Below are 19,605 nucleotides of genomic sequence, written 5' to 3' on the forward strand. Positions count from 1 at the left end.
GTGCTTGTATCGTTATTTATACCGTTACATTAATCTTTGTAATCTTGCTTGTACTCTTGCGGGCCCTGGATTACTGAAGCTCTGCCAAAAAGCTCGTTCCGTGTTCAGGCAGTTTTACACCAAAGTTATCCGCTACGGTCGCTCCAATATCAGCAAAGGTTTTACGAACCGCAAGTTCCTTGCCCCCCGCTGTAAAACGCGGGGAATATACCAGCAAAGGTACATATTCGCGGGTGTGATCCGTTCCCCGATATGTCGGATCATTCCCATGGTCTGCAGTAATGATCAGCAGATCGTCATCGGTCATTTTAGCAAAAACCTCTGGCAAACGCGCATCGTAATCGTCCAAAGCTTGACCATATCCCTGTGGATCACGACGGTGACCGTACACAGCGTCAAAGTCCACCAAATTCAGAAAGCTTAATCCGGTGAAATCTTCGTCGAGCGTGGCCACCAGCTTATCCATGCCGTCCATATTGGACACCGTACGCACCGCCTTCGTTACACCCTCGCCGTCATAAATGTCAGAGATTTTACCCAAGGCGATCACATCCAGGCCTGCATCCTTCAGCTCGTTCATTGTAGTGCGACCAAATGGTTTGAGCGCGTAATCATGTCGATTAGAGGTACGAGAGAAATTCCCTGCCTCACCTACGAACGGACGGGCAATAATGCGACCCAGCATGTACGGATCTTCCAGCGTGATTTTACGGCAGAACTCGCAAATTTCATAGAGCTTCTTCAAAGGTACAACTTCCTCGTGCGCCGCAATTTGCAGTACAGAGTCCGCCGAGGTATAGATGATGAGCGCTCCAGTTTTCACGTGTTCTTCGCCCAGCTCATCAATGATTTCCGTTCCGCTGGCAGGCTTATTGCCAATCACTTTGCGACCTGTGTGCTCCTCAATGCGTTGAATCAGCTCATCCGGGAACCCATCCGGGAATACACGGAAAGGAACTGCAATATTCAAGCCCATAATTTCCCAATGACCCGTCATCGTATCCTTGCCATTGGAGGCTTCCTGCATCTTAGTGTAATACGCGAGCGGCTTGTCGGCCGCTGGCACCCCTTCTATGGAACGAATGTTGGACAGACCGAGCTTACCCATATTCGGCATGTTCAGACCGCCGCGTTCGCGCGCAATATGACCGAGTGTATCTACATCATAATCATCAAACTGGGCAGCATCCGGCGCTTCGCCGATACCAACCGAGTCCATAACGACCAAGTGAATCCGTTTAAATTTAGACATTATAAAAATCCTTTCCTGACTCGCTGTTTTTTTTACAAAAACAACCCTGCAATCGTTGCCGACAGCACGCTAACCAGCGTTGCCCCGTACAACAGCTTCAGACCAAAGCGGGCCACCACATTTCCCTGTTTTTCATGCAGACCCTTCACAGCCCCGGAAATGATACCGATGGATGAGAAGTTAGCAAAGGATACGAGGAATACCGATACGATCCCGATTGTACGCTCGGACAATCCTGTTTGCTTGGTCAGATCCAGCATAGCCACAAATTCGTTGGATACGAGTTTGGTAGCCATAATGCTGCCCGCCTGAACGGCTTCGTTCCACGGAATACCCATGACAAAAGCGAAAGGCGCAAACACATATCCAAGCAACGCCTGAAAGCTGATTCCAAACAACCAGGAGAAAATCCCGTTAACCATGGCAATCAGCGCCACAAAACCGATCAGCATCGCAGCTACCGTAATCGCAACCTTGAAACCGTCCATAATATACTCCCCGAGCATTTCGAAGAAGGACTGCTTCTCTTCCTCCTGAACCTCCAGTAAATCGTCTTCCTTCTCAATCTTGTACGGATTAATAATAGAAGCGATAATGAAGCCGCCGAACAGGTTCAATACCAAAGCTGTGACCACATATTTGGGGTTTAACATTTGCATGTAAGCTCCCACAATCGACATGGACACCGTAGACATCGCAGACGCACACAGCGTATACAACCGATGTTTTGGCAGCAGACCAATTTGCTTCTTAACGGAAATAAACACCTCGGATTGACCCAAGATAGCCGAAGCTACAGCGTTGTAGGATTCCAGTTTACCCATTCCGTTTACTTTGCTCAAGACAAGCCCGATATATTTAATAATAAAAGGCAACACTTTTACATATTGCAATATACCAATCAGCGCGGATATGAACACGATTGGCAGCAGTACACCGATAAAGAACGGTGCTGCTCCTTCATTCGCAATTCCGCCAAATACAAAGTTAATCCCTTCCATAGCATAATCAATCAGACTTTTAAACCCTTTTGCAAAACCTTTGACTAGAATTTCGCCAATCCCTGTATTCAGCAATACAAAAGCTAGCGCCGCCTGCAACACAACCATAACCACCAGCGGACGATACCTGATTTTGCGCTTGTCACTGCTGGCAACGTAAGTAAGTGCAAATACAACAAGCAGTCCTACCAGAGCGATTACATATTTCATTTAATTTCCCCCTTATTACATTAAGCGCTTACATTCCCCATAAAAAGAACGCGCCCCAAAGAGGCATTCTTTTTTTTATTTCCCCAGATCCGCAGGTCGAAAGGCACCCGGCAGTAATTGATCCACCGTCCACTCTTCCGTGTTGCCATGAAGGTTTGTCAGATAAATTTTGGTATCTTGATGAGCAAATTCGGAAATGACCTGACGACAGGCCCCACATGGAGACACAGGCCCTTCCGTATCAGCTACAACCGCAATCGAATCAATTTTCCGGCAGCCTTCGGATACCATTTTAAAAATCGCTGTCCGCTCTGCACAATTGCATAAGCCGTAGGAGGCATTTTCCACATTACATCCGTGATAAATCGTGCCATCGCTTCCGAGAACCGCAGCACCCACCTGAAAATTCGAATACGGAACATACGCCTGTTTACGCGCCTCAAGCGCTTTCTGAATCAATTGATCCTTCATTGCGAATCCCTCCATGACTTTAAAATAAACTTAGTAGGAAGATGTAGACTGCTCGCCCTCGATGATTTTCACACCGGAACTTGCACCGATCCGGCTTGCGCCAGCTTCTACTAATTTTTGCACGTCTTCCAGACTGCGTACACCGCCTGAAGCCTTGACACCAATCTCAGGTCCTACCGTTTTGCGCATCAAAGCCACATCTTCCGCAGTAGCTCCACCTGTTGAGAAGCCTGTCGAGGTTTTCACAAAATTCGCCCCCGCTTTGACGGACAGCTCACATGCCAGTACCTTCTCTTCGTTAGTCAGCAGGCAGGTCTCGATAATCACTTTTACCAGTGTACCAGCAGCTGCTTCCACGACCGCACGGATGTCCTGCTCGACGAGCTGTACATCACGTTCCTTCAAAGCGCCTATGTTAATAACCATATCAATTTCAGTCGCTCCGTTAGCAATAGCATCTTTCGTTTCAAATGCTTTCGTTGCGGACGTGCTCGCTCCCAGCGGGAAACCGATAACTGTACAGATGGCTACGCCTGTGCCTGCGAGCTGTTCTGCTGCATAAGCTACCCACGCCGGGTTTACACATACAGAAGCAAACTGATATTTTTTTGCCTCGGCAGTCAATTTCGTAATTTCATCCTTCGTCGCATCTGCACGCAACAATGTATGGTCGATTAATGCTGCAATGTTCATATCTAAAAGCTCCTTCATTAGATAAATAGTGTGAAGACAAAAGTCCTTTATTTCTCTGTGATGAGATCATCATAGCACGGCTTTGAACATATGTAAAACACATTTTGAAATTATGTTCACGCTTGTACATAAGGCGTTCACCTACCATTCATATTACCCTGTAGGCACACGCCATAACCGTGTATTTTGCTGGATGGAGGCGACTTGCTCTATTGTAAAAGGGCTTGTGCCGTAAACTGATCCGTCACCAAGATATTCGCATACTTGCCACGCAGCGATGCCCGAATGGCCTCCACTTTGCGCTGGCCTCCAGCGACGAGAATGGACTTCTCCTTCTTTCGCAAATCAGGCAAATCAATCCCAACGGTACGGCTGTTAATTTCCTGACTGCATATGTTGCCCTCAGCGTCAAAAAAGCGTGAGCAAATATCGCCCTTGCCAATTCTTTGCAGTAGCTTCTGCTCTTCCCCGTTAAAATAACCCAATCGGAACAGCAACGCATCCTCCTTGACCGTCCCCACCGTAAACACCGCGATGTTCGCCTGCTTGCCAAGTTCGATGATACGCTGGATATGCCGATCCTCCTCGACCATTTTCTTAACGGCGTGACTGTCGAAAATTACAGGCAGCGGCAAATACCTTGCTATGGTATGAAAGGCTTCTGCGAACAAATTCACGGTTTCCACAGCATATGTGTTGACATGTGAATGGCTCACGCCTCCCTTGAGCTGAACCACCTCAACTCCCTTGACCTGCTTTTGTTGGAGATGAAGCGCCACGGCATGCATGGTTGTTCCCCATGTCACTCCAATAATATCAGCATCCTGTACCGTTTCATGCAAATAATCGGCTGCTTTTTTGCTAATATGCTTCTTGATCTCCTGATATTCATTTAACGGCGAATAACAGACTAACACAGTATCCAGTCCGTATTTCTTCTTCACCTGCTCTCCGAGCGCGTCCATATCCTCCATCGGGTCCACAATACTAATCCGCACGTATCCTTGTTCCTTGGCAGCCTGAAGTAACCGCGATACCGTAGGACGCGAAACCCCGAGTCTGACCGCGATATCTTGCTGGCTGTAGTCGTTTAGATAGTATAATCTGGCTGCTTCGATACTTAATCGCTGCTTTTCATGATCCACTCTACCTCAACCCGCTTATCTTAAAATGTAGTGCCATCGGACACAGCTTTAGTCCCAAACATTATATATGAAGGGAAACTTGAAGCCACGCCTTGGCCGTATGGTTGTTATTTTGGAAGATTTAACTGCTCGTTTGTGATATTCTGTGAGTAACTACAACCATTTTACCGCATCCTCAACTTTATCGTTCCATCTGTCAAAACGCAATAGTTAACCCATTTTACCGCTCAATCACAACCTGTGATGGCTCATCTGAATAGATAAGGAGAATTGTTATGTCTGAATTTATTGTGTGCAGTCTAGCGGACAAAAAGTTCGCTTTAAACTTTGTGGAAGTAGAAGAAGTCATGAATGCTAAGAAGGGAACTCCGCTTCCCTTTTCCGAAGCATGGCATGAAGGAATGGTGACTATTCGCGGCAATGTATTTACGATCCTTAATTTACGCAAAAAACTGCTTCTTCCTGCATCCAGCGATTCCTCCGAGGACAAAATGATTTTGCTCAGCCGTGCGAAGATTGCTCTGCTTGTCGATCAGGTGGAGGACACGGCTTCTGCCGAGGACAGTCAGCTACAAAGCAATGAGGAAGAGTGGCAGCGCGAGTTGTTCCCTACCGTGATGGAGCATCAGGGTACCCTCATTCCGGTGATCGATATGGACGCTTTTCTCGCATCCACCAAGACGAACTAAAACGCAAAATACTCCCGAACCTTGAGGCGGCTTGCACTCATCGTTCGGGAGTATTTTCAGTTATTGGAGTCCCTGCCCCTCTTTCATGTGAACCAGCGTGTTCAGCTGCTCCAGCAACGTATTCCCGCCAGTTAGCGAAATCGTGCCAATCTTCTCGCAGATTTTTTCCATGAATTCTAGCTCTTTGAGACGATAGAGAGTGGCGTTCTCGTCCATCAGCTTGGCCGTATTGAGCAGACTACGAGTGGATGCCGTCTCTTCACGTCGTGTGATGAGGTTGGCCTGTGCCTTCTTCTCTGCCAACAGCACCGTATTCAGAATATCCTTGATATCCCCCGGCAAAATAATATCCTTCACCCCTGCTGACGTAAAAGTCACTCCATATTCGTCGCTCTGCTCATTCAGTCGAGTCAAAACATATACCGCAATCTCCTGCTTCATTTTCAGCAAATCATCCAGCTTCATCGTGCCAACGTATTCGCGTAACAACAGTTGAAGCATAATGTACATTTGCTCCTCGTATGCCCGGAATTCTAATGCCCGCAATGGGTCGATGATACGGTACTGACAGACGAAGTTGAGGCGCAGCGTAATTTTGTCCTCTGTCATGATTTCCTGTCCCATCAAGTCCATTTGCTGTTGGCGCATATCTATCGTTTTGATCTCTGTATTCACCGTGGACATCCAGAAATAATATTTACCCGGTTTCAGCTCACCCTGCAACACATTATCGTAATACAAAAATCCTAATTCATAGCTGCCCACCTGAAGCGCCTTCCAGAAGCCCGGTGTCTTGGACAAGAATGCTTGCCCCAATGCCTTATCAATTGCAGGCTGCCGAGTATCTGCACGAACAAAACGATGTTCCTTGAGCACGTTCCAATAAGCATATTTCCCAGCCGTCAGCAGCTCCACAAACCGATTATCCTCATAATGCAGCACATATTCATGGTCCTCTACATCAATGACATTCAATTGCTCAAGCAATAGGGGATCTGTCAAAAACAAACGAATATCATGGTCAGGTACAAAAAATGGTTCGGCTACATTCAAAATTTCAACCGCTTCCTGCTGAAATGTCTTCAATAGGTAAGTTCCTGGTTGCAACAATTTGTGGTAGCTTCCTTTTTTGAACAGTAATCCGCGCTCATCGGATTTAATTGTTATCTTCTTAAACATCGTATCACTCCTAGTATTTAGAATCCTCAACTTAAAAGAGTGTTTTTTTCTTGTGGCGCTCCGCGATCCATTTGATCTTCCGATCGCTGTTGCCCCTGAATTTTTGGATTTGATGAACCCCTTATAGGGTTAAACTTCAGGGGCAAAGGCGAACGCTTCGCTTCTCCAGATTCAAACGGACCGCTCCGCTTATTCGCACGTTGAGTCAAAACACATTTTTAAAATGAGGATTTTTTTATTTTTATTTGTTGTAGTAGGGTTAGGACCCTTACAGAGCATCCCTCCGGTGTGAACGGCGGGGTCAAGCTTGAGGAAAAAGAAAGATACCGCCTGTTTTCGTGTTCTAGGGATGGGATTCATCAGCCCAACATCGACTGTGAATCTGTATCCCCGAAGCCTCGAGCCCTGTCGGTGCTTGCTCTCTCCGGTATCCGCTGGCCACATAGCCATCGCCCCGGTATCTGTCATCAAGACCAGACATGGGATGCTCTTATCCGGGTCTTTTCATTGTTTTTATTCGATCATTCGAATACTCTACCAGAAGTCGCGTGGAAGGCGATTGGGAATCGAACCCTAATTGTTGGTGGATACACAAGATTACAGGATACCTGACCCCATCAGGGCAGGCACTGCGGGACCTTTGGAAATCCGCGCCTCGGTAATATCTTCCTGTATCAGCCTTTATCATTATCGCGTAATCTAGAGCTCGCGAACATGGCGAAAGTATTACGACCCTATAAAAAACGAAAAAGACACAGGAGAAGCATATGTGCTTCCCTCGTGTCTTTCTTTCTATAGTTAACTAGTCGCGTTCGTATCTTAGGCCTGATCCACTAGAATGTTTTTTCGAAAACGGGATCAGCGCCTGGTGTTGGAAGTTCTGGAACGTCTGTCGTTGTTGAGGCAATCTGCTGGTGTGTATAGCTGAATGGAGGGGTCTCGTATTGCAATCCCGCCTTTTCATAGGTAAACCAATAGCTGACACCCTTCCCGATATCGAGGTCTGTTACCCGCTGCTCCCAGACACCGCCGTTGTTGGTCATTCGGTAATTGAGCTGTTGTCCATCCGTTAAAGTATAATGCACGTCAACATAGGCCGAGGCTGTTTTAGGTGTAAATTGAAGCAATGCTTCACGATCGCTGACAAAACGAGCTCCTGCTTTATAATCCTCCGTTTCTCCGCCACCCTCATTACCGCCAGATGCTGCCTCCGTAGTTACCGATATAGCATGGCTTGCTGCAGATAGGTTACCAGCTGCATCGCGAGCCTTAACGGTAAAGCTGTAAGTGGAAGCTGCATGCAGCCCTGTAATTGATGCGGAAATACCGCTTATCTCTGCCGCCTGAGCCCCGTCCTTATAAACGATATACCCCGTAACGCCAACATTGTCTGTAGCTGCATCCCACTCCAGAGTGACTGTCGAAGCCGTTTTGGTCGTAACTCGTACATTCGTCGGGATGGACGGAGCCTCCGTATCAGGCTGCGGATTGCCACCGCCGCTTCCATTTCCGGCATTAAAGCTATTCGGCTGCACGGTAATACTGTGCCCATCTGAGAAGGTTACCGTTTTGACCTGGTTTGTAAAATTGTAGGCCACATAAGTTTTTACACCGTTCTTATGAAATACGGCATAAATAGGTGAATTAGCGGTGATGCTGCGGTCGATGTTGCCTACAGCATCCAAATTATAGATCCAGTGGTAGGCATTCGCCTTGGAATTCCCAGCTTCCGGTGTCATCGTCGCTACGCGTGCACTGAATTTGGCCTTGGCATCGGACGGGTCTGAAATCGCCCTGTACATATACACAATATCTTCCCACGGACTGAAGTTCCCTCCGCTTTTTTGCAGCAGATTGCTAAAATTTTTAGCCGCATATTCCGGATATTGTGTCAGGTACAAGGAAGCCGAGGTAATTGGCAGCCAGTTGATACCGTGCACCTCTGCGGGATTATTGGTCCACCAGGTTGCATCCCCCACCGTTTTACCTCCCCAGATCATACTGGCCGTCGCGCTTTGCATCCCTGCAGGGGTGTTTGTGCCATGCACATCAAACCAGTATTCGTTAATCGCATTCATTTCCGTTGTATATAGATAAATGCCGAGATCACGAGTTTGAGTATTTCCCGTCGCCTCGCCCCATAAAATAAGACCGGCCCAAGCATTCATCGCCTCCGAGGAGGATTCATTGTTGTTGCCGTCGCCAAATTTGGCATGGCCGGAAGCCCAAGTGTGTCCGGCATAGGGATCAAAATTACGCAAATACGGAAATTTCGAATCAGACCTGTCGATATTTGCGATGTCGCGAATGAGCAGTTGTACCATTTGTCCCCATTGGGATTCAGATGCCCAGTTCTTGTCTACACGCGCAATTTCGGCCGCAGCCTTAATAAAGTATCCATAATGGAAATGATGGTCATTTAACTCTATTGCACTGCCAAAGCTGTCGGGATAACCGATCAATGTTCCCCAATTGTTGTTATACACAAATAGACTGGAGCTTTTCAGATTCCCCGAGCTGTCACTAGCCTTAAACCAGTCCTGCAACCGACTTTTGATCTCATTGCGGAACTGGGTCGCTGCTGTGGTATTGCCAGCCTGGTCGGCAATCGGCGCCAGCGCTGCCAGCTTGCCCAGACGTTTTCCAGTCCAGTACGTATCTCTATCGCCGGAGTAGACTTCTGCTTTCGCTTCGTTTATATAATTGTTGAGTGTATTTTTATCGTAGGACCCCAAGTCGGGCAAGGAAGGTAATACTCCTGTAAATTTCATTTTCGTTTGAAAAGACGCACCCTCTGCTGTTTTCATCAGACCGCGTACGGAATTGTACGTATAGCCCAGCAGAGGTTGTGGTGAATTTTTCCACTGATGCGGGTATAAGGCAAAAATAGTGCCGCTTTGTGCGCCTTCCTTCGCTGTTGTTGCAACAGTAAAGGTGGTCGTTACCTCGGAAGAAGCTTCGTTGTAGCTGTACTGCGCTTTGGAGTTTGTAACGAAAGAATAGGCGTATTGCTGAAATTTGTCCAAGGTCGCGGTTGTTTTGTCAGGCAAAGCCGCCACTGTAAAATAGCTTTTCCCGTTCAATTGATTGATCAGCGTACTCGTCCCGAGACCAGACCAGGTGCTGCCAGACGGGCCAAACAGACCATAGTGTGAGCCATTGACCGTAATGCCAAGCACAGAGGAACTAGCTGACCCAGACCAAACCTCTGGCACCCCATTAAATGAAAGCTTGGGATTGCCGCCGCCAAACTCAAAAAATACATAGGGGGAGCCGTGTCCGTAGGTAGCACTCATTTTATTGCTACCGCTTTGAAATAATGATTTGACAAACCAATCACTGAAACCATCCACCTTGGCATCCGGAAATGAAGCGCTTACAGAATGGCCGATGGTAAAATCGTTCACATCATCCATCCAGCCTGCGATGTATCCCGGATTTACTGTAATTTTCCCACTCGGGTTAAAGATGCGTAAACCTTTTTGCTGATTTTTCAAGGCAAGTGGATGCGGATATTGAGCCTCAGAGTATGGTACCCAGGCCAGGCTGCTCCACCAGTCATTGGTAGGCATTGGGCTGGTTACATTCGCTGTTTTGTAAATCTCATTTTGCGGTGTTGCTGCTCCGGCAGGTAGTGTGGTTGAATATGAGCCTGTGCCTTGTGTGACCTCACCCGAAAAGGCTTTAGTAGAGACCGGTGCAGCTAAAAACATCATACTGGCACTTAACAAGCATAATATCATTTTTTTCACAACCTACATCCTCCTTTGAATTCTCAAATCCCTTTCACTGCAAGGTTTTTCCCTTTTCTTCCAAGCTGAATTCAACTTCATTGTGCTTGATCCCAATTTCCAGGTCAATCCTTTCATTTCTATATTTCAACTAAACGAGGCGAAAGTCCCTAAAAAACACAAAAGAAACCAGTACGAAAAACCCGAATATGCGTAATTATGTTATACAAACTAATAGACTAATAGGATTCTCTTCACCCCATAAGACATTCACCCTATAAGTTATTCATCCCATTAACCATTCACCCTAATAAACGTTTAGTATATAAAAAAAGAATCCTCCAGGCCTTTTAGCCCTTCAGATCCTCTGTTTTGAATTTATAAGTTTTTGAGCCTTTGAGTTTTTGAGTATTTAGTTTCTTATGCCCTTCCCATGCTCCACAACATTTCGGAAAAAGAGTGACTTTGCGGTGGGCAGCAGCGGAGCGAAGGGGTTGCATCTGGAGAAGCGGAAGCGTTCGCCTTTGCAGTGGGATTCTTACCTTTAAATCTCTCATACAATCCGAAGAATCCCACTGCAACAGCGATCGGAAGATCAACCTCTCCGCGAAGCGCCTCCTCCACCCGAAAACAACTCACTCATTTTCCCCGCTCAAAATACCCTTCTATTTTCCAATCTACACCAACCTGTGTCACGCTCAAATCATGCAATGCCACCGCATCGCTCATCGCAGACACGCCTTCTCCCCCGAGAAATCCCGGGGCTGCACGTCCTCCAACCAGCTTCGGCGCCATATACAGCACCAGCTTGTCTGCCAGCCCTTGCTGCACGAACGAAGCGTTCACTTCGGCTCCGCCTTCCACGAACACCGATGACACCTCCGCTGCCCCCAGAATATCCAACATTTGCGGCAGGTTAACCCGATCGCTGTTTTCATCCTGTGTCGGATATACTTTTACACCCAGCTGTTCCAGCTGGCTTCGCTTGCCTTCATCGTAGGCCCGTCCTGTGAATATCCAGGTCGGAGCCTCCCCATCTGTAATGACACGAGCATCCAATGGAATTCGAAGCTTACTATCCAGAATGATACGAATCGGATTCCGTCCTTCTGGTAGACGAGTCGTAAGCTGAGGATTATCATGAATCACGGTCTGTACACCGACCAGGATTCCTACATGCTCGTGACGAAGACGATGCACATTCTCCCGTGCAGCCTCAGATGTGATCCACTTGCTTTCAGAGGTTCGAGTTGCAATTTTACCGTCCAGCGTTACTGCTGATTTGATCGTAATAAAAGGACGCTTGCTCACGATATATTGATTGAACACTTCATTCATGCGGATGGATTCCTGCTCACATACGCCGACAATGACCTCAATGCCTGCATCTTTCAAAATCTGCACCCCTCTGCCGGAAACCAGCGGGTTCGGGTCCAGCGCTGCAATCACCACTCGACGAATGCCAGCCTTCACAATCGCTTCCGCGCACGGGCCTGTCCGGCCGTGATGGGAACACGGCTCCAGCGTTACGTAAATCGTCGCTCCCTGAGCGTGTTCACCCGCCATACGCAACGCATGAATCTCGGCATGTGGCTCGCCGGGCTTCAGATGAGCGCCGATCCCAACGATACGGCCGTTGTTGACAATGACTGATCCGACGAGCGGATTCGGTTCTGTTTGCCCTTTAGCACTTCTGGCATTTTCCAGTGCCAGGCGCATATATTTTTCGTGAGTGGTCATAGAACCTCCCTGAGATCGGAATCCCGCAAATGGCCGGATCGTTCCACTTTTGTATTCAAATACCGTTCATTATATTGCGACACATCGCCCCAGAGCGGCATACGACCCGCCACATTCATACCCGATTTTTTCAAGGCATCCAGTTTTTTAGGATTATTTGTAATCAGGGTTACCGGCTTTTGTCTCAGGTGACGGAGCACACTAATGGCATCCGCATAGTTGCGTGTATCATCTTCAAAACCCAATTGATGATTGGCTTCCACGGTATCCATGCCTTCTTCCTGCAGAATATAAGCCATGGCTTTACTAAACAAACCAATTCCGCGGCCTTCATGGTTAGCCAGATAGAACAATGCACCCGTTCCATGTTCCACGATCATTTTCATGGACTGGTGGAGTTGAAATCCACAATCACAACGCTTGCTACCAAAAATATCTCCAGTATGGCAAATACTATGCATGCGAACTAATGCATTTTCCGACTGCTCGAGATCGCCGTACACCAAAACGCTTGACTGTTGTCCCTCTGCCAAATCCAGTGTGGACAATCGCTTCACAATCGTCTCAGCGGTGGCATTCAGTAAGTCCTGACGATCTTCCTCATCCCGTACAGGCAACCAGCAGTACCACTGAAAAACAACCGTTTCCCCTTCCAAATTAACTGGCAGCTTGATCGGTCCAACCAAAATCGTCGAAGATTGTTCTCCACGAACGGTTTGAATTTTATCGTTAAGTAGCGTAGCTACATCTTTTTGGTTCATCTCTTTGCACCATCCTTTATATAAGCTCTATATAGAAAATGCCTAATTCTTCAAAGGCTAATCGTTATTGTTAGGGTCATAAATCATTGAACTCTGTGTAAGAAATGTTCATGAAACGTGGATTCCATCGTCAGTTGCCGTTCCTGAAGCTCGGTGACAGCCTGCCGTCGTCCGTCTTCGAACGCCTTTAGGTCTCCGGCGGTATAGCTCTTCTGTCGTAAACGAAGAAGCTCACTGGCTAGCACATCGGCATCCTTCAAAGCTGCGTTCAAGCCAAAAGCTCCGGTAGGTGTCATGGTATGCGCCGCATCTCCAATAAGGACCAGTCCGTTCTGCGTCCAGGTGTCACTACGACTGCTGAAAATATCCAACGGTACGAAGTCCTTCCATGAACGAATATGATCATGCACACTATGCTTCAAATCTGGAAAAGCCTCTGTAAACCGTTGTATAAATGGTTCAAAGGATTGCTTAAACAGGGTTAGAAAGCTACCCTCCTCCACATTCCAGCCAATTTGAATATAGCCCTCAGCCTGCGAGAATAAAGCCAATTGTCCTCCGTTGACCCATGCCAGACGAGTGACGGGCTCCCACCCAGCAGGTGCCGTAATTTTCGCCCATAGCAGATCATAGCCGTGTCGAATGTTCGTCACAGGCATCTGCGCCAGCTTGCGCACAGTCGAATAGCGACCATCTGCCCCTACAATCAACGAACTGTGAATCGTGATCTCATGACCGTTCTTATCGCGGGCGGTCAAGCCCGTGTACCCCTGCTCGCTGTTACCTTCCAACGCAGTCACAGTTGTACCCGCCAGGTAACGGAAGGACTCGTAGGTTGACGCCTGTTTGAGCAAAGCCTCCAAAAATCGAGGCTGTGGAATATGAACCCCCACATTACCATCAACTGATACTGGCTTGACCGTCTTCACTTGCCGCTGATGCCCCCAATATTCGATCCTTGTGGAGGCGAGAACATAGTTCTCATGAATTTTTTCGAGCAGCTTATGCCTTTGGATCACTTCCTGACCCTCATCATTCAAGATTTCACCGCGAAAGGCCTTTCCCGCTATGCTCTGCCGCTCAATCAATATCGTGGATACACCCTGCGCCGCCAGTAGACAGGACAACAAAGTCCCTGCGGGTCCCCCTCCAACTACGCACACTTCACATTCCAGCTTCATCCGACTTCCCCCTACACCCAAACCATAACCTCAACGATTAGTTCGTACCTGTTCATTTAATTACATCATTAATAATATCAAAAATAACATCAAATTAAGTTTAAATTTTAAGTATTCATATCTTAAGCTCCGTCTCAAAGCTAACAAGTTACTTTATGTAACAAAGTATATTTATATCATATCATTTCGTCAAGTAATAAATTTATGTAAAGTAAAATCATTTACTTTTAACAGTGAATCGTTAATAATAAGCATGAGGTGATCACATGAACATTCCGCAGATGTGTCCACGGTTTGAAAAGGCTATGGAACTACTGAGTAAGCGTTGGACGGTATTGATCGTATTTCAACTAACGAATGGTCCGCAACGTTTCGTCGCTATTGAGAATTCAATTCCTAATTTAAGTGGAAAGGTCCTTTCGGACCGTTTGAAAGAGCTGGAGGAAGAAGGAATCATACAACGTATGGTTTATCCTGAGAAGCCCGTACGGATTGAATACTCTCTTACGGATAAAGGACGCGATTTAGCTCCTTTGTTTGACCATATCGGTACTTGGGCTACACGCTGGATTGAGGTTCTACCAGCACTTGAACAGCAATGATTCTTATTGAAGCAGCTTCACGTCTACCGCTATTGTTCCTAGACTAATATGATAAAAACACAGACTGCTAACATGCCAAAGAACGCCTTTGCTCTAAGTACAATTGTACTCATAGTGCAAGGCGTTCTATTTTTCATATGAAGGAACTTTAAACGTTTCCCTCACCGCTGCGTTGCATTTCCTCACGTATGGATTGCACCCGTTTTTTCCCCCAGTCATACATCATCTCCACAATGGGTAAAATCGTCATCCCCAGCTCGGTCATCGAATACTCCACCTTTGGAGGTACCTCGGGATACACTTCCCGGTGCACAATACCGTCCTCCATCAACTCCCGCAACTGATTGGTCAGCACTTTATGCGACAGCTTCGGAAACAGCCTTTGCAGGTCACTGAAACGATGCGCTCCTTCCACACCCAGATGCCATAAAATGACGACCTTCCATTTTCCGCTTAACACTGACAAGGTTAGTTCCTTTTCGCAGTTATAGTCTCCGTTAACGATCTTCTCCCGTATTTCTTCTCTTAGCGTATCAGACATATATAATTAACTCCTTCTAAATCATCATGGTCTTGCACTCTAGTAGTAACCTGCAGGTAACCTCCGTACTTGAAAGTGCATTCTTCACAGCCTGACGAAGCCATCCTACAATAGTAGATAACGTTACACATTCAAGGAGGAATAAAGTATGAGTAAAAAAGCTCTTTTTATTATACCCCCAGAGCGCTTTAATGAGGATGAATTGTTTAAACCGAAGGAAGCGCTGGAACAAGCAGGCGTTACTGTGATGTTAGCTAGTACAAAAACAGGCGAAATCATCGGTGACTACAACGGTAAAGCAACCGCTAATCTTATTTTTACAGACGCTGTGCTGGCTGATTATGATGTGGTGTCTGTGATCGGCGGCTCAGGAACGAATGACCATCTGTGGAATAACGCGGATCTCCAAGCTGTGCTGAAACAAACCCATGAGCAAAAAACTTTATTGGCTGGCATCTGCGCAGGCTCTGTAGCCGTGGCTCAAACCGGACTACTCTCTGGTAGAACGGCTACATGCTATCCAGTGGATGTACAAAAGGATCAGCTTCAAGTGCATCAAGCCGAATATCTCGCTCAGCATGTCGTTGCGCATAGCGACATTATTACAGCCGATGGCCCAGATGGTGCACAGGAATTCGGCGCAGCCCTCGTTCAAGCTCTGCAATAAGCACATTCTCGAAGTTCCAGATGACACTTTAAACAGCACTCCAACAAGCCGCATCACGTCCTTTCTATTGTATGGGACCTGATGTGGCTTTTTTGTGTCATTTTCATGCTTAAGTGATTAATTTAATTGTATGGTCCTGGATTTTCGTGTTAGCTTTAAACAATCGACGTTTAGCATAGGAGGCTTATATGCCGTGTTTATGAAAGGCAAAATACATTTACATCAGGTAACGTCCGAATCGTTGCGACTGGGCGCCTTACTATCATTAGTAGGGGGCTTTTTGGACACATATACCTTTGTTGGAAGAGGCGGTGTTTTCGCCAACGCACAGACAGGCAATATCGTGCTGCTGGCTGTCAAAGTCATTCAGGGGCACTGGATTCAGGCGTTATCCTATATCCCGCCCCTGATCGCCTTTTCACTGGGGGTTTTTGTTGCTGAAGGGATTAAACGAAAATCAACCCACCGTTTAACTCCGGACTGGACCCGCGCAATTCTTTTACTGGAAATTGCGATTTTTTTCATCGTGGGATTGATTCCGCAAGGAGTTCCCAATACGGTAGTGGTGGTGATCGTCTCGTTCGTCGCTTCCGTGCAAATGACTTCCTTCCGCAAGCTCATTGATGTGCCGTACACCTCCACGGTCAGCACCGGTAACCTCCGATCAGCTATCGAGGCTGTGTATGTCGCCGTAACGACCAAGGACACGAACGCTGCCATTCGAGCGATGCGTTATGGTGTCATCCTGGCAGCCTTCTTGGTAGGAGCCTTGCTGGGGGGATTTCTAACTTTGACAATTGGGGATAAAGCCGTTTGGGGCGCTGTTGTTGCACTTATTTTTTCTTTTATTTTATTTACGGAAAAGGAAAAGTGGAAGCTTCCCCTACGCCACTAATCCTCCATTACATCAGCCCTGAACGAACTGGCGCTGGGCCGTTTCAAAGAAATTCAAAAGGTCTTCACGGGACGGGAATGCAGCCTGAGCTGATTGGTTGCTACCGCCCCCCTTACCGTGAAATGCCCCCAGATTCTCTTTCAAAAATGCTCCGCAGCTAACAGACTGGGTGCCGTTATGTGCCAGAAGGATTTTGTTTTCTGCTGTTGTGGCAAATAGAACAAGCAAATCATGCTCAGCTGTCAGCTTGGTAGCCAATTGCTGCATGTCCTGCAGGGATTTTTGTTCGAATACATGAGCAAGAACATGCCCCTGCACAGCAGATAGCAACTCTTTCGCCTGGTACGAAGCATTTTCCTCTTGTAGGAGCTCCACTTGCGCCTTAAGCTGCTTATGCTCCTGCTCCCACTTTTCGAATCGGGTCAAAATATCTTTTCGCCCGGTATTGAACTTCGTAGATAACACGTCCAATATCTGAACATTATCGTTAAAATCCTGGAGTGCGCGAACGCCACATTTGAAATGGATTCTTGCCATCCCCTTCTGCTTCTCCCATTTTAAGCATTTAATGATCCCGATTTCCCCGGTCTGAGCTACATGTGTGCCGCCGCAAGCATTATATTCAATGCCCTCGATCTCGACAATCCGAATATTTTCTGTCACTTTGGGCGTTTTCACAAGCGGAATGTCCTTCAATTGCTCACGGGTTACAAAATAACTTTTTATGCTGCGATTACTATAGATTTGCTGATTTACTTCCTGCTCGATTGCCGATAGCTGCGCAGGCGTTATATCCGAACAGTTCACATCAATCGTGTCATATTCTTGTCCCAGATGAAAGCTTTCCGTACGGGCACCCAACAACTCTAGACAAACCGCTGACAGCAAGTGCTGCCCGCTATGCTGCTGCATATGATCAAATCTGCGTTCCCAATCCAATCGGCAGGCTACTTTCCGATCCTCCGGCAAACGCTCTACCTGATGCCAAATATCCCCTTCTTCGAGAACAACATCTAATACACGGACGCCCTGAATTGTTCCTGTATCACAAGGCTGGCCTCCACCATGCGGATAAAAGGCCGTTTCCTCCAGCGTAACCAAATATTTTCCGTCTCTTTCCATGCTCTGTGTAATATGAGTGTCCCACTCCGTAAGATTTGGAGCAGTGTAGTATAATTTTGTCGTCATTCCAGGTTCCTCACTTTTGGGTTTTTGGTCTCGTGCGATATCCACTTATTATCAAGCACTTCATTGTAAATATCAATGTAGGGAAAAGCTTGAACCATTCTAGCCGCGTGGGTCTCATTCTCGATAATACCAATGTTCAATCTATTACTTCGATTCGTACAGCTATGCAGGAAATTAGCGTTTCCGAGAATATGGAACTGTCTGTTCCAGCTATGTTGAAAACCGGGATGAACGCAGACCAGGCCCAAGGGGCCCTCAATGGTATCGCCTTGGAAGTGCGTTCCCTGTTTAACCCAACCAATGACTATCAGAATACGACGATACTTGCCTTCACTTGTATGTTCTCTTTTATGATACTGAATATAAATAGCTTACCTCTGGTCGCTAGACTCAGGGTTTCCAAAAGGCTGGCTTAATCTTCTCTCTCGGGATGCTTAAAGTGTTTGGGGGAGGCCGTTTCGAGGCCAATCCAATTCTCTTTATAATTCCAGTTGTCCTGTATGTATTCGGTACCGTTTGTATCAATGTCCTGGTTGCATGGGGCGCTGCACATCCGGGAATAGCCATTGGCAGAATGGTGATGATACTCATGCCTGCTTTTGTTCTATCAGGGGCTGTTCTTTCCAGATCACTGTTTCCACCTTTAGCGATTCAAATCGGTGATTTCTTCCCCTTTGTATGGATGTATAAATTCCTGCGCACTATGGGTCTGCGTGGTGCACCTTTGCAGGAGATGCTTCCCGAACTCGGTTCTATGTTACTATATGTGGGTGTACTCTCCTTGCTGGTGATCGCCAGAGCCCTATGGGAGAAACAGAAGCTGGCCAAGCAGACTGCGGGCACTGCTTCTGAAAAGGGATTACCACATCCCGTTGTTCCAGCAAGCACAACTGGCGGCGGGTTATCTATGCAAGGGGCACCATCAGCACCTATGCACGAGCCTATAAAAGGATAGAGTCTCGTCTACAAAATAAAAAAGGGTTAAGTGCCGTCTAACGATCCTTAACCCTTTTTCAATAATCAGGATTTTGTAAAATCCTCAATAATATTAAATTATCATTGTTATCAGAATAAAATTCACTTATATGCCCGACCTAATTGATAAGCGTGCTCCAGTAAACCTTCAATGTATTCTTTCGATTCGGATAAAGTATCATAGAAGAACTCCACCTTGGACTCTCTTACTCTTGCGTAACCAGCAATGGCTTTATTCAAATAATTAGTAACCAAATCGTGATATTCATACTTGATCAGATGTTCTTTCGTCCCCCCCGCCAAGCACATCCACAGAACCTGCTTTGACGTGAACTCCTGAAGTAAACCTATGTTCCACACTTTATCCAGGTACCCTTTTAGCATGGACGGGACACTATACCACCATAATGGAAACACAAAGACCAGAGCATCCGCAGCCACTATTCTATCCATCTCTTTCCGTGTTTCAGGAGCATATTGTTTATGGGTCGTATTCCAATCCAGCTCATCTGCAGCGCTGTACACTGGATTGTATCCATCCCGATCCAAGTCCAAAATATCTACCTCGTGCTTATTCTCTTTCAATCCCTCTACAAAACGATTCATGACCGCAAGGGTTAGTGAATCTTCTCTAGGATGCGTGACGACCAATAGAACTTTCATGTATCCGAAACCTTCTTTCTC

The 19,605-nt window shown here is 46.8% G+C and carries 19 protein-coding genes; 6 read left to right on the forward strand and 13 right to left on the reverse strand.

Annotation, left to right across the window (positions count from 1 at the left end; genetic code table 11):
* Positions 1-70: 70 nt before the first annotated feature.
* The 5 genes from deoB to MKY16_RS21265 all read right to left on the reverse strand — a co-directional run bounded on the left by deoB (position 71) and on the right by MKY16_RS21265 (position 4,772).
* Positions 71-1,252 carry a phosphopentomutase gene (deoB, locus tag MKY16_RS21245; RefSeq protein WP_340956922.1) on the reverse strand — a complete coding sequence of 394 codons (1,182 nt, stop codon included), beginning with the start codon at positions 1,250-1,252 and terminating at the stop codon, positions 71-73.
* 32 nt (positions 1,253-1,284) lie between these two features.
* Positions 1,285-2,463: a NupC/NupG family nucleoside CNT transporter gene (locus MKY16_RS21250; protein ID WP_340956924.1), complete on the reverse strand. Its 1,179-nt coding sequence runs from the start codon at positions 2,461-2,463 to the stop codon at positions 1,285-1,287.
* A gap of 75 nt (positions 2,464-2,538) precedes the next feature.
* Complete coding sequence (locus MKY16_RS21255; protein ID WP_029519322.1) at positions 2,539-2,934, reverse strand: cytidine deaminase; 396 nt, start codon at positions 2,932-2,934, stop codon at positions 2,539-2,541.
* Positions 2,935-2,964: 30 nt separating this feature from the next.
* Entirely contained in the window at positions 2,965-3,627 is a 663-nt protein-coding gene (gene deoC, locus MKY16_RS21260; protein ID WP_340956925.1) for a deoxyribose-phosphate aldolase, read from the reverse strand.
* A gap of 209 nt (positions 3,628-3,836) precedes the next feature.
* Positions 3,837-4,772 carry a sugar-binding transcriptional regulator gene (locus MKY16_RS21265; protein WP_023990386.1) on the reverse strand — a complete coding sequence of 312 codons (936 nt, stop codon included), beginning with the start codon at positions 4,770-4,772 and terminating at the stop codon, positions 3,837-3,839.
* A gap of 275 nt (positions 4,773-5,047) precedes the next feature.
* Between MKY16_RS21265 and MKY16_RS21270 the strand changes: the two genes are divergently transcribed.
* Positions 5,048-5,461, forward strand: a complete 414-nt coding sequence (locus tag MKY16_RS21270; RefSeq protein WP_029519325.1) for a chemotaxis protein CheW — start codon at positions 5,048-5,050, stop codon at positions 5,459-5,461.
* Positions 5,462-5,521: 60 nt separating this feature from the next.
* On the opposite strand, the gene MKY16_RS21275 is transcribed toward MKY16_RS21270, so the two are convergent.
* From MKY16_RS21275 to MKY16_RS21295, 5 genes are all read right to left on the reverse strand, one after another.
* The gene (locus tag MKY16_RS21275; protein ID WP_029519326.1) at positions 5,522-6,640 is read right to left on the reverse strand and encodes a slipin family protein; all 1,119 of its coding nucleotides are present in this window, start codon (positions 6,638-6,640) and stop codon (positions 5,522-5,524) included.
* An 833-nt stretch (positions 6,641-7,473) separates the two neighbouring features.
* A complete protein-coding gene (locus MKY16_RS21280) occupies positions 7,474-10,392 on the reverse strand; it encodes a glycosyl hydrolase (RefSeq protein ID WP_340956927.1) in 2,919 nt (972 codons plus the stop codon).
* 618 nt (positions 10,393-11,010) lie between these two features.
* Positions 11,011-12,111 carry a bifunctional diaminohydroxyphosphoribosylaminopyrimidine deaminase/5-amino-6-(5-phosphoribosylamino)uracil reductase RibD gene (gene ribD / locus MKY16_RS21285; RefSeq protein WP_069011587.1) on the reverse strand — a complete coding sequence of 367 codons (1,101 nt, stop codon included), beginning with the start codon at positions 12,109-12,111 and terminating at the stop codon, positions 11,011-11,013.
* Positions 12,108-12,872 (reverse strand): GTP cyclohydrolase II, encoded by a 765-nt coding sequence (locus MKY16_RS21290; RefSeq protein ID WP_029519329.1) that lies wholly within the window; start codon positions 12,870-12,872, stop codon positions 12,108-12,110. The genes ribD and MKY16_RS21290 overlap by 4 nt, the downstream gene beginning before the upstream one ends.
* An 83-nt stretch (positions 12,873-12,955) precedes the next feature.
* Entirely contained in the window at positions 12,956-14,053 is a 1,098-nt protein-coding gene (locus tag MKY16_RS21295) for an FAD-dependent monooxygenase (RefSeq protein ID WP_208332598.1), read from the reverse strand.
* Between the two features lie 266 nt (positions 14,054-14,319).
* Between MKY16_RS21295 and MKY16_RS21300 the strand changes: the two genes are divergently transcribed.
* The gene (locus MKY16_RS21300; protein WP_013312049.1) at positions 14,320-14,655 is read left to right on the forward strand and encodes a winged helix-turn-helix transcriptional regulator; all 336 of its coding nucleotides are present in this window, start codon (positions 14,320-14,322) and stop codon (positions 14,653-14,655) included.
* Between the two features lie 148 nt (positions 14,656-14,803).
* Here MKY16_RS21300 and MKY16_RS21305 read toward each other — a convergent pair whose 3' ends face one another.
* Positions 14,804-15,196 carry a winged helix-turn-helix transcriptional regulator gene (locus tag MKY16_RS21305; protein WP_013312050.1) on the reverse strand — a complete coding sequence of 131 codons (393 nt, stop codon included), beginning with the start codon at positions 15,194-15,196 and terminating at the stop codon, positions 14,804-14,806.
* A 148-nt stretch (positions 15,197-15,344) separates the two neighbouring features.
* On the opposite strand from MKY16_RS21305, the gene MKY16_RS21310 reads away from it, so the two are divergent.
* Both MKY16_RS21310 and MKY16_RS21315 read left to right on the forward strand, forming a co-directional pair.
* A complete protein-coding gene (locus MKY16_RS21310) occupies positions 15,345-15,863 on the forward strand; it encodes a DJ-1/PfpI family protein (protein WP_340956930.1) in 519 nt (172 codons plus the stop codon).
* A 193-nt stretch (positions 15,864-16,056) separates the two neighbouring features.
* A complete protein-coding gene (locus MKY16_RS21315) occupies positions 16,057-16,758 on the forward strand; it encodes a YoaK family protein (protein ID WP_029519333.1) in 702 nt (233 codons plus the stop codon).
* Between the two features lie 12 nt (positions 16,759-16,770).
* Here the strand turns inward: MKY16_RS21315 and MKY16_RS21320 are convergent, their stop codons facing one another.
* Positions 16,771-17,946, reverse strand: a complete 1,176-nt coding sequence (locus tag MKY16_RS21320) for an alanyl-tRNA editing protein (RefSeq protein WP_340956932.1) — start codon at positions 17,944-17,946, stop codon at positions 16,771-16,773.
* A gap of 89 nt (positions 17,947-18,035) precedes the next feature.
* On the opposite strand from MKY16_RS21320, the gene MKY16_RS21325 reads away from it, so the two are divergent.
* Both MKY16_RS21325 and MKY16_RS21330 read left to right on the forward strand, forming a co-directional pair.
* The gene (locus MKY16_RS21325) at positions 18,036-18,362 is read left to right on the forward strand and encodes a hypothetical protein (RefSeq protein WP_340956934.1); all 327 of its coding nucleotides are present in this window, start codon (positions 18,036-18,038) and stop codon (positions 18,360-18,362) included.
* A 23-nt stretch (positions 18,363-18,385) separates the two neighbouring features.
* Positions 18,386-18,901 (forward strand): hypothetical protein, encoded by a 516-nt coding sequence (locus tag MKY16_RS21330; protein WP_340956935.1) that lies wholly within the window; start codon positions 18,386-18,388, stop codon positions 18,899-18,901.
* A gap of 122 nt (positions 18,902-19,023) precedes the next feature.
* On the opposite strand, the gene MKY16_RS21335 is transcribed toward MKY16_RS21330, so the two are convergent.
* Positions 19,024-19,584 carry an NAD(P)H oxidoreductase gene (locus MKY16_RS21335; RefSeq protein ID WP_029519338.1) on the reverse strand — a complete coding sequence of 187 codons (561 nt, stop codon included), beginning with the start codon at positions 19,582-19,584 and terminating at the stop codon, positions 19,024-19,026.
* Positions 19,585-19,605: the final 21 nt, after the last annotated feature.

Source organism: Paenibacillus sp. FSL L8-0641 (genome assembly GCF_038006265.1).
GTDB lineage: Bacteria > Bacillota > Bacilli > Paenibacillales > Paenibacillaceae > Paenibacillus > Paenibacillus polymyxa_D.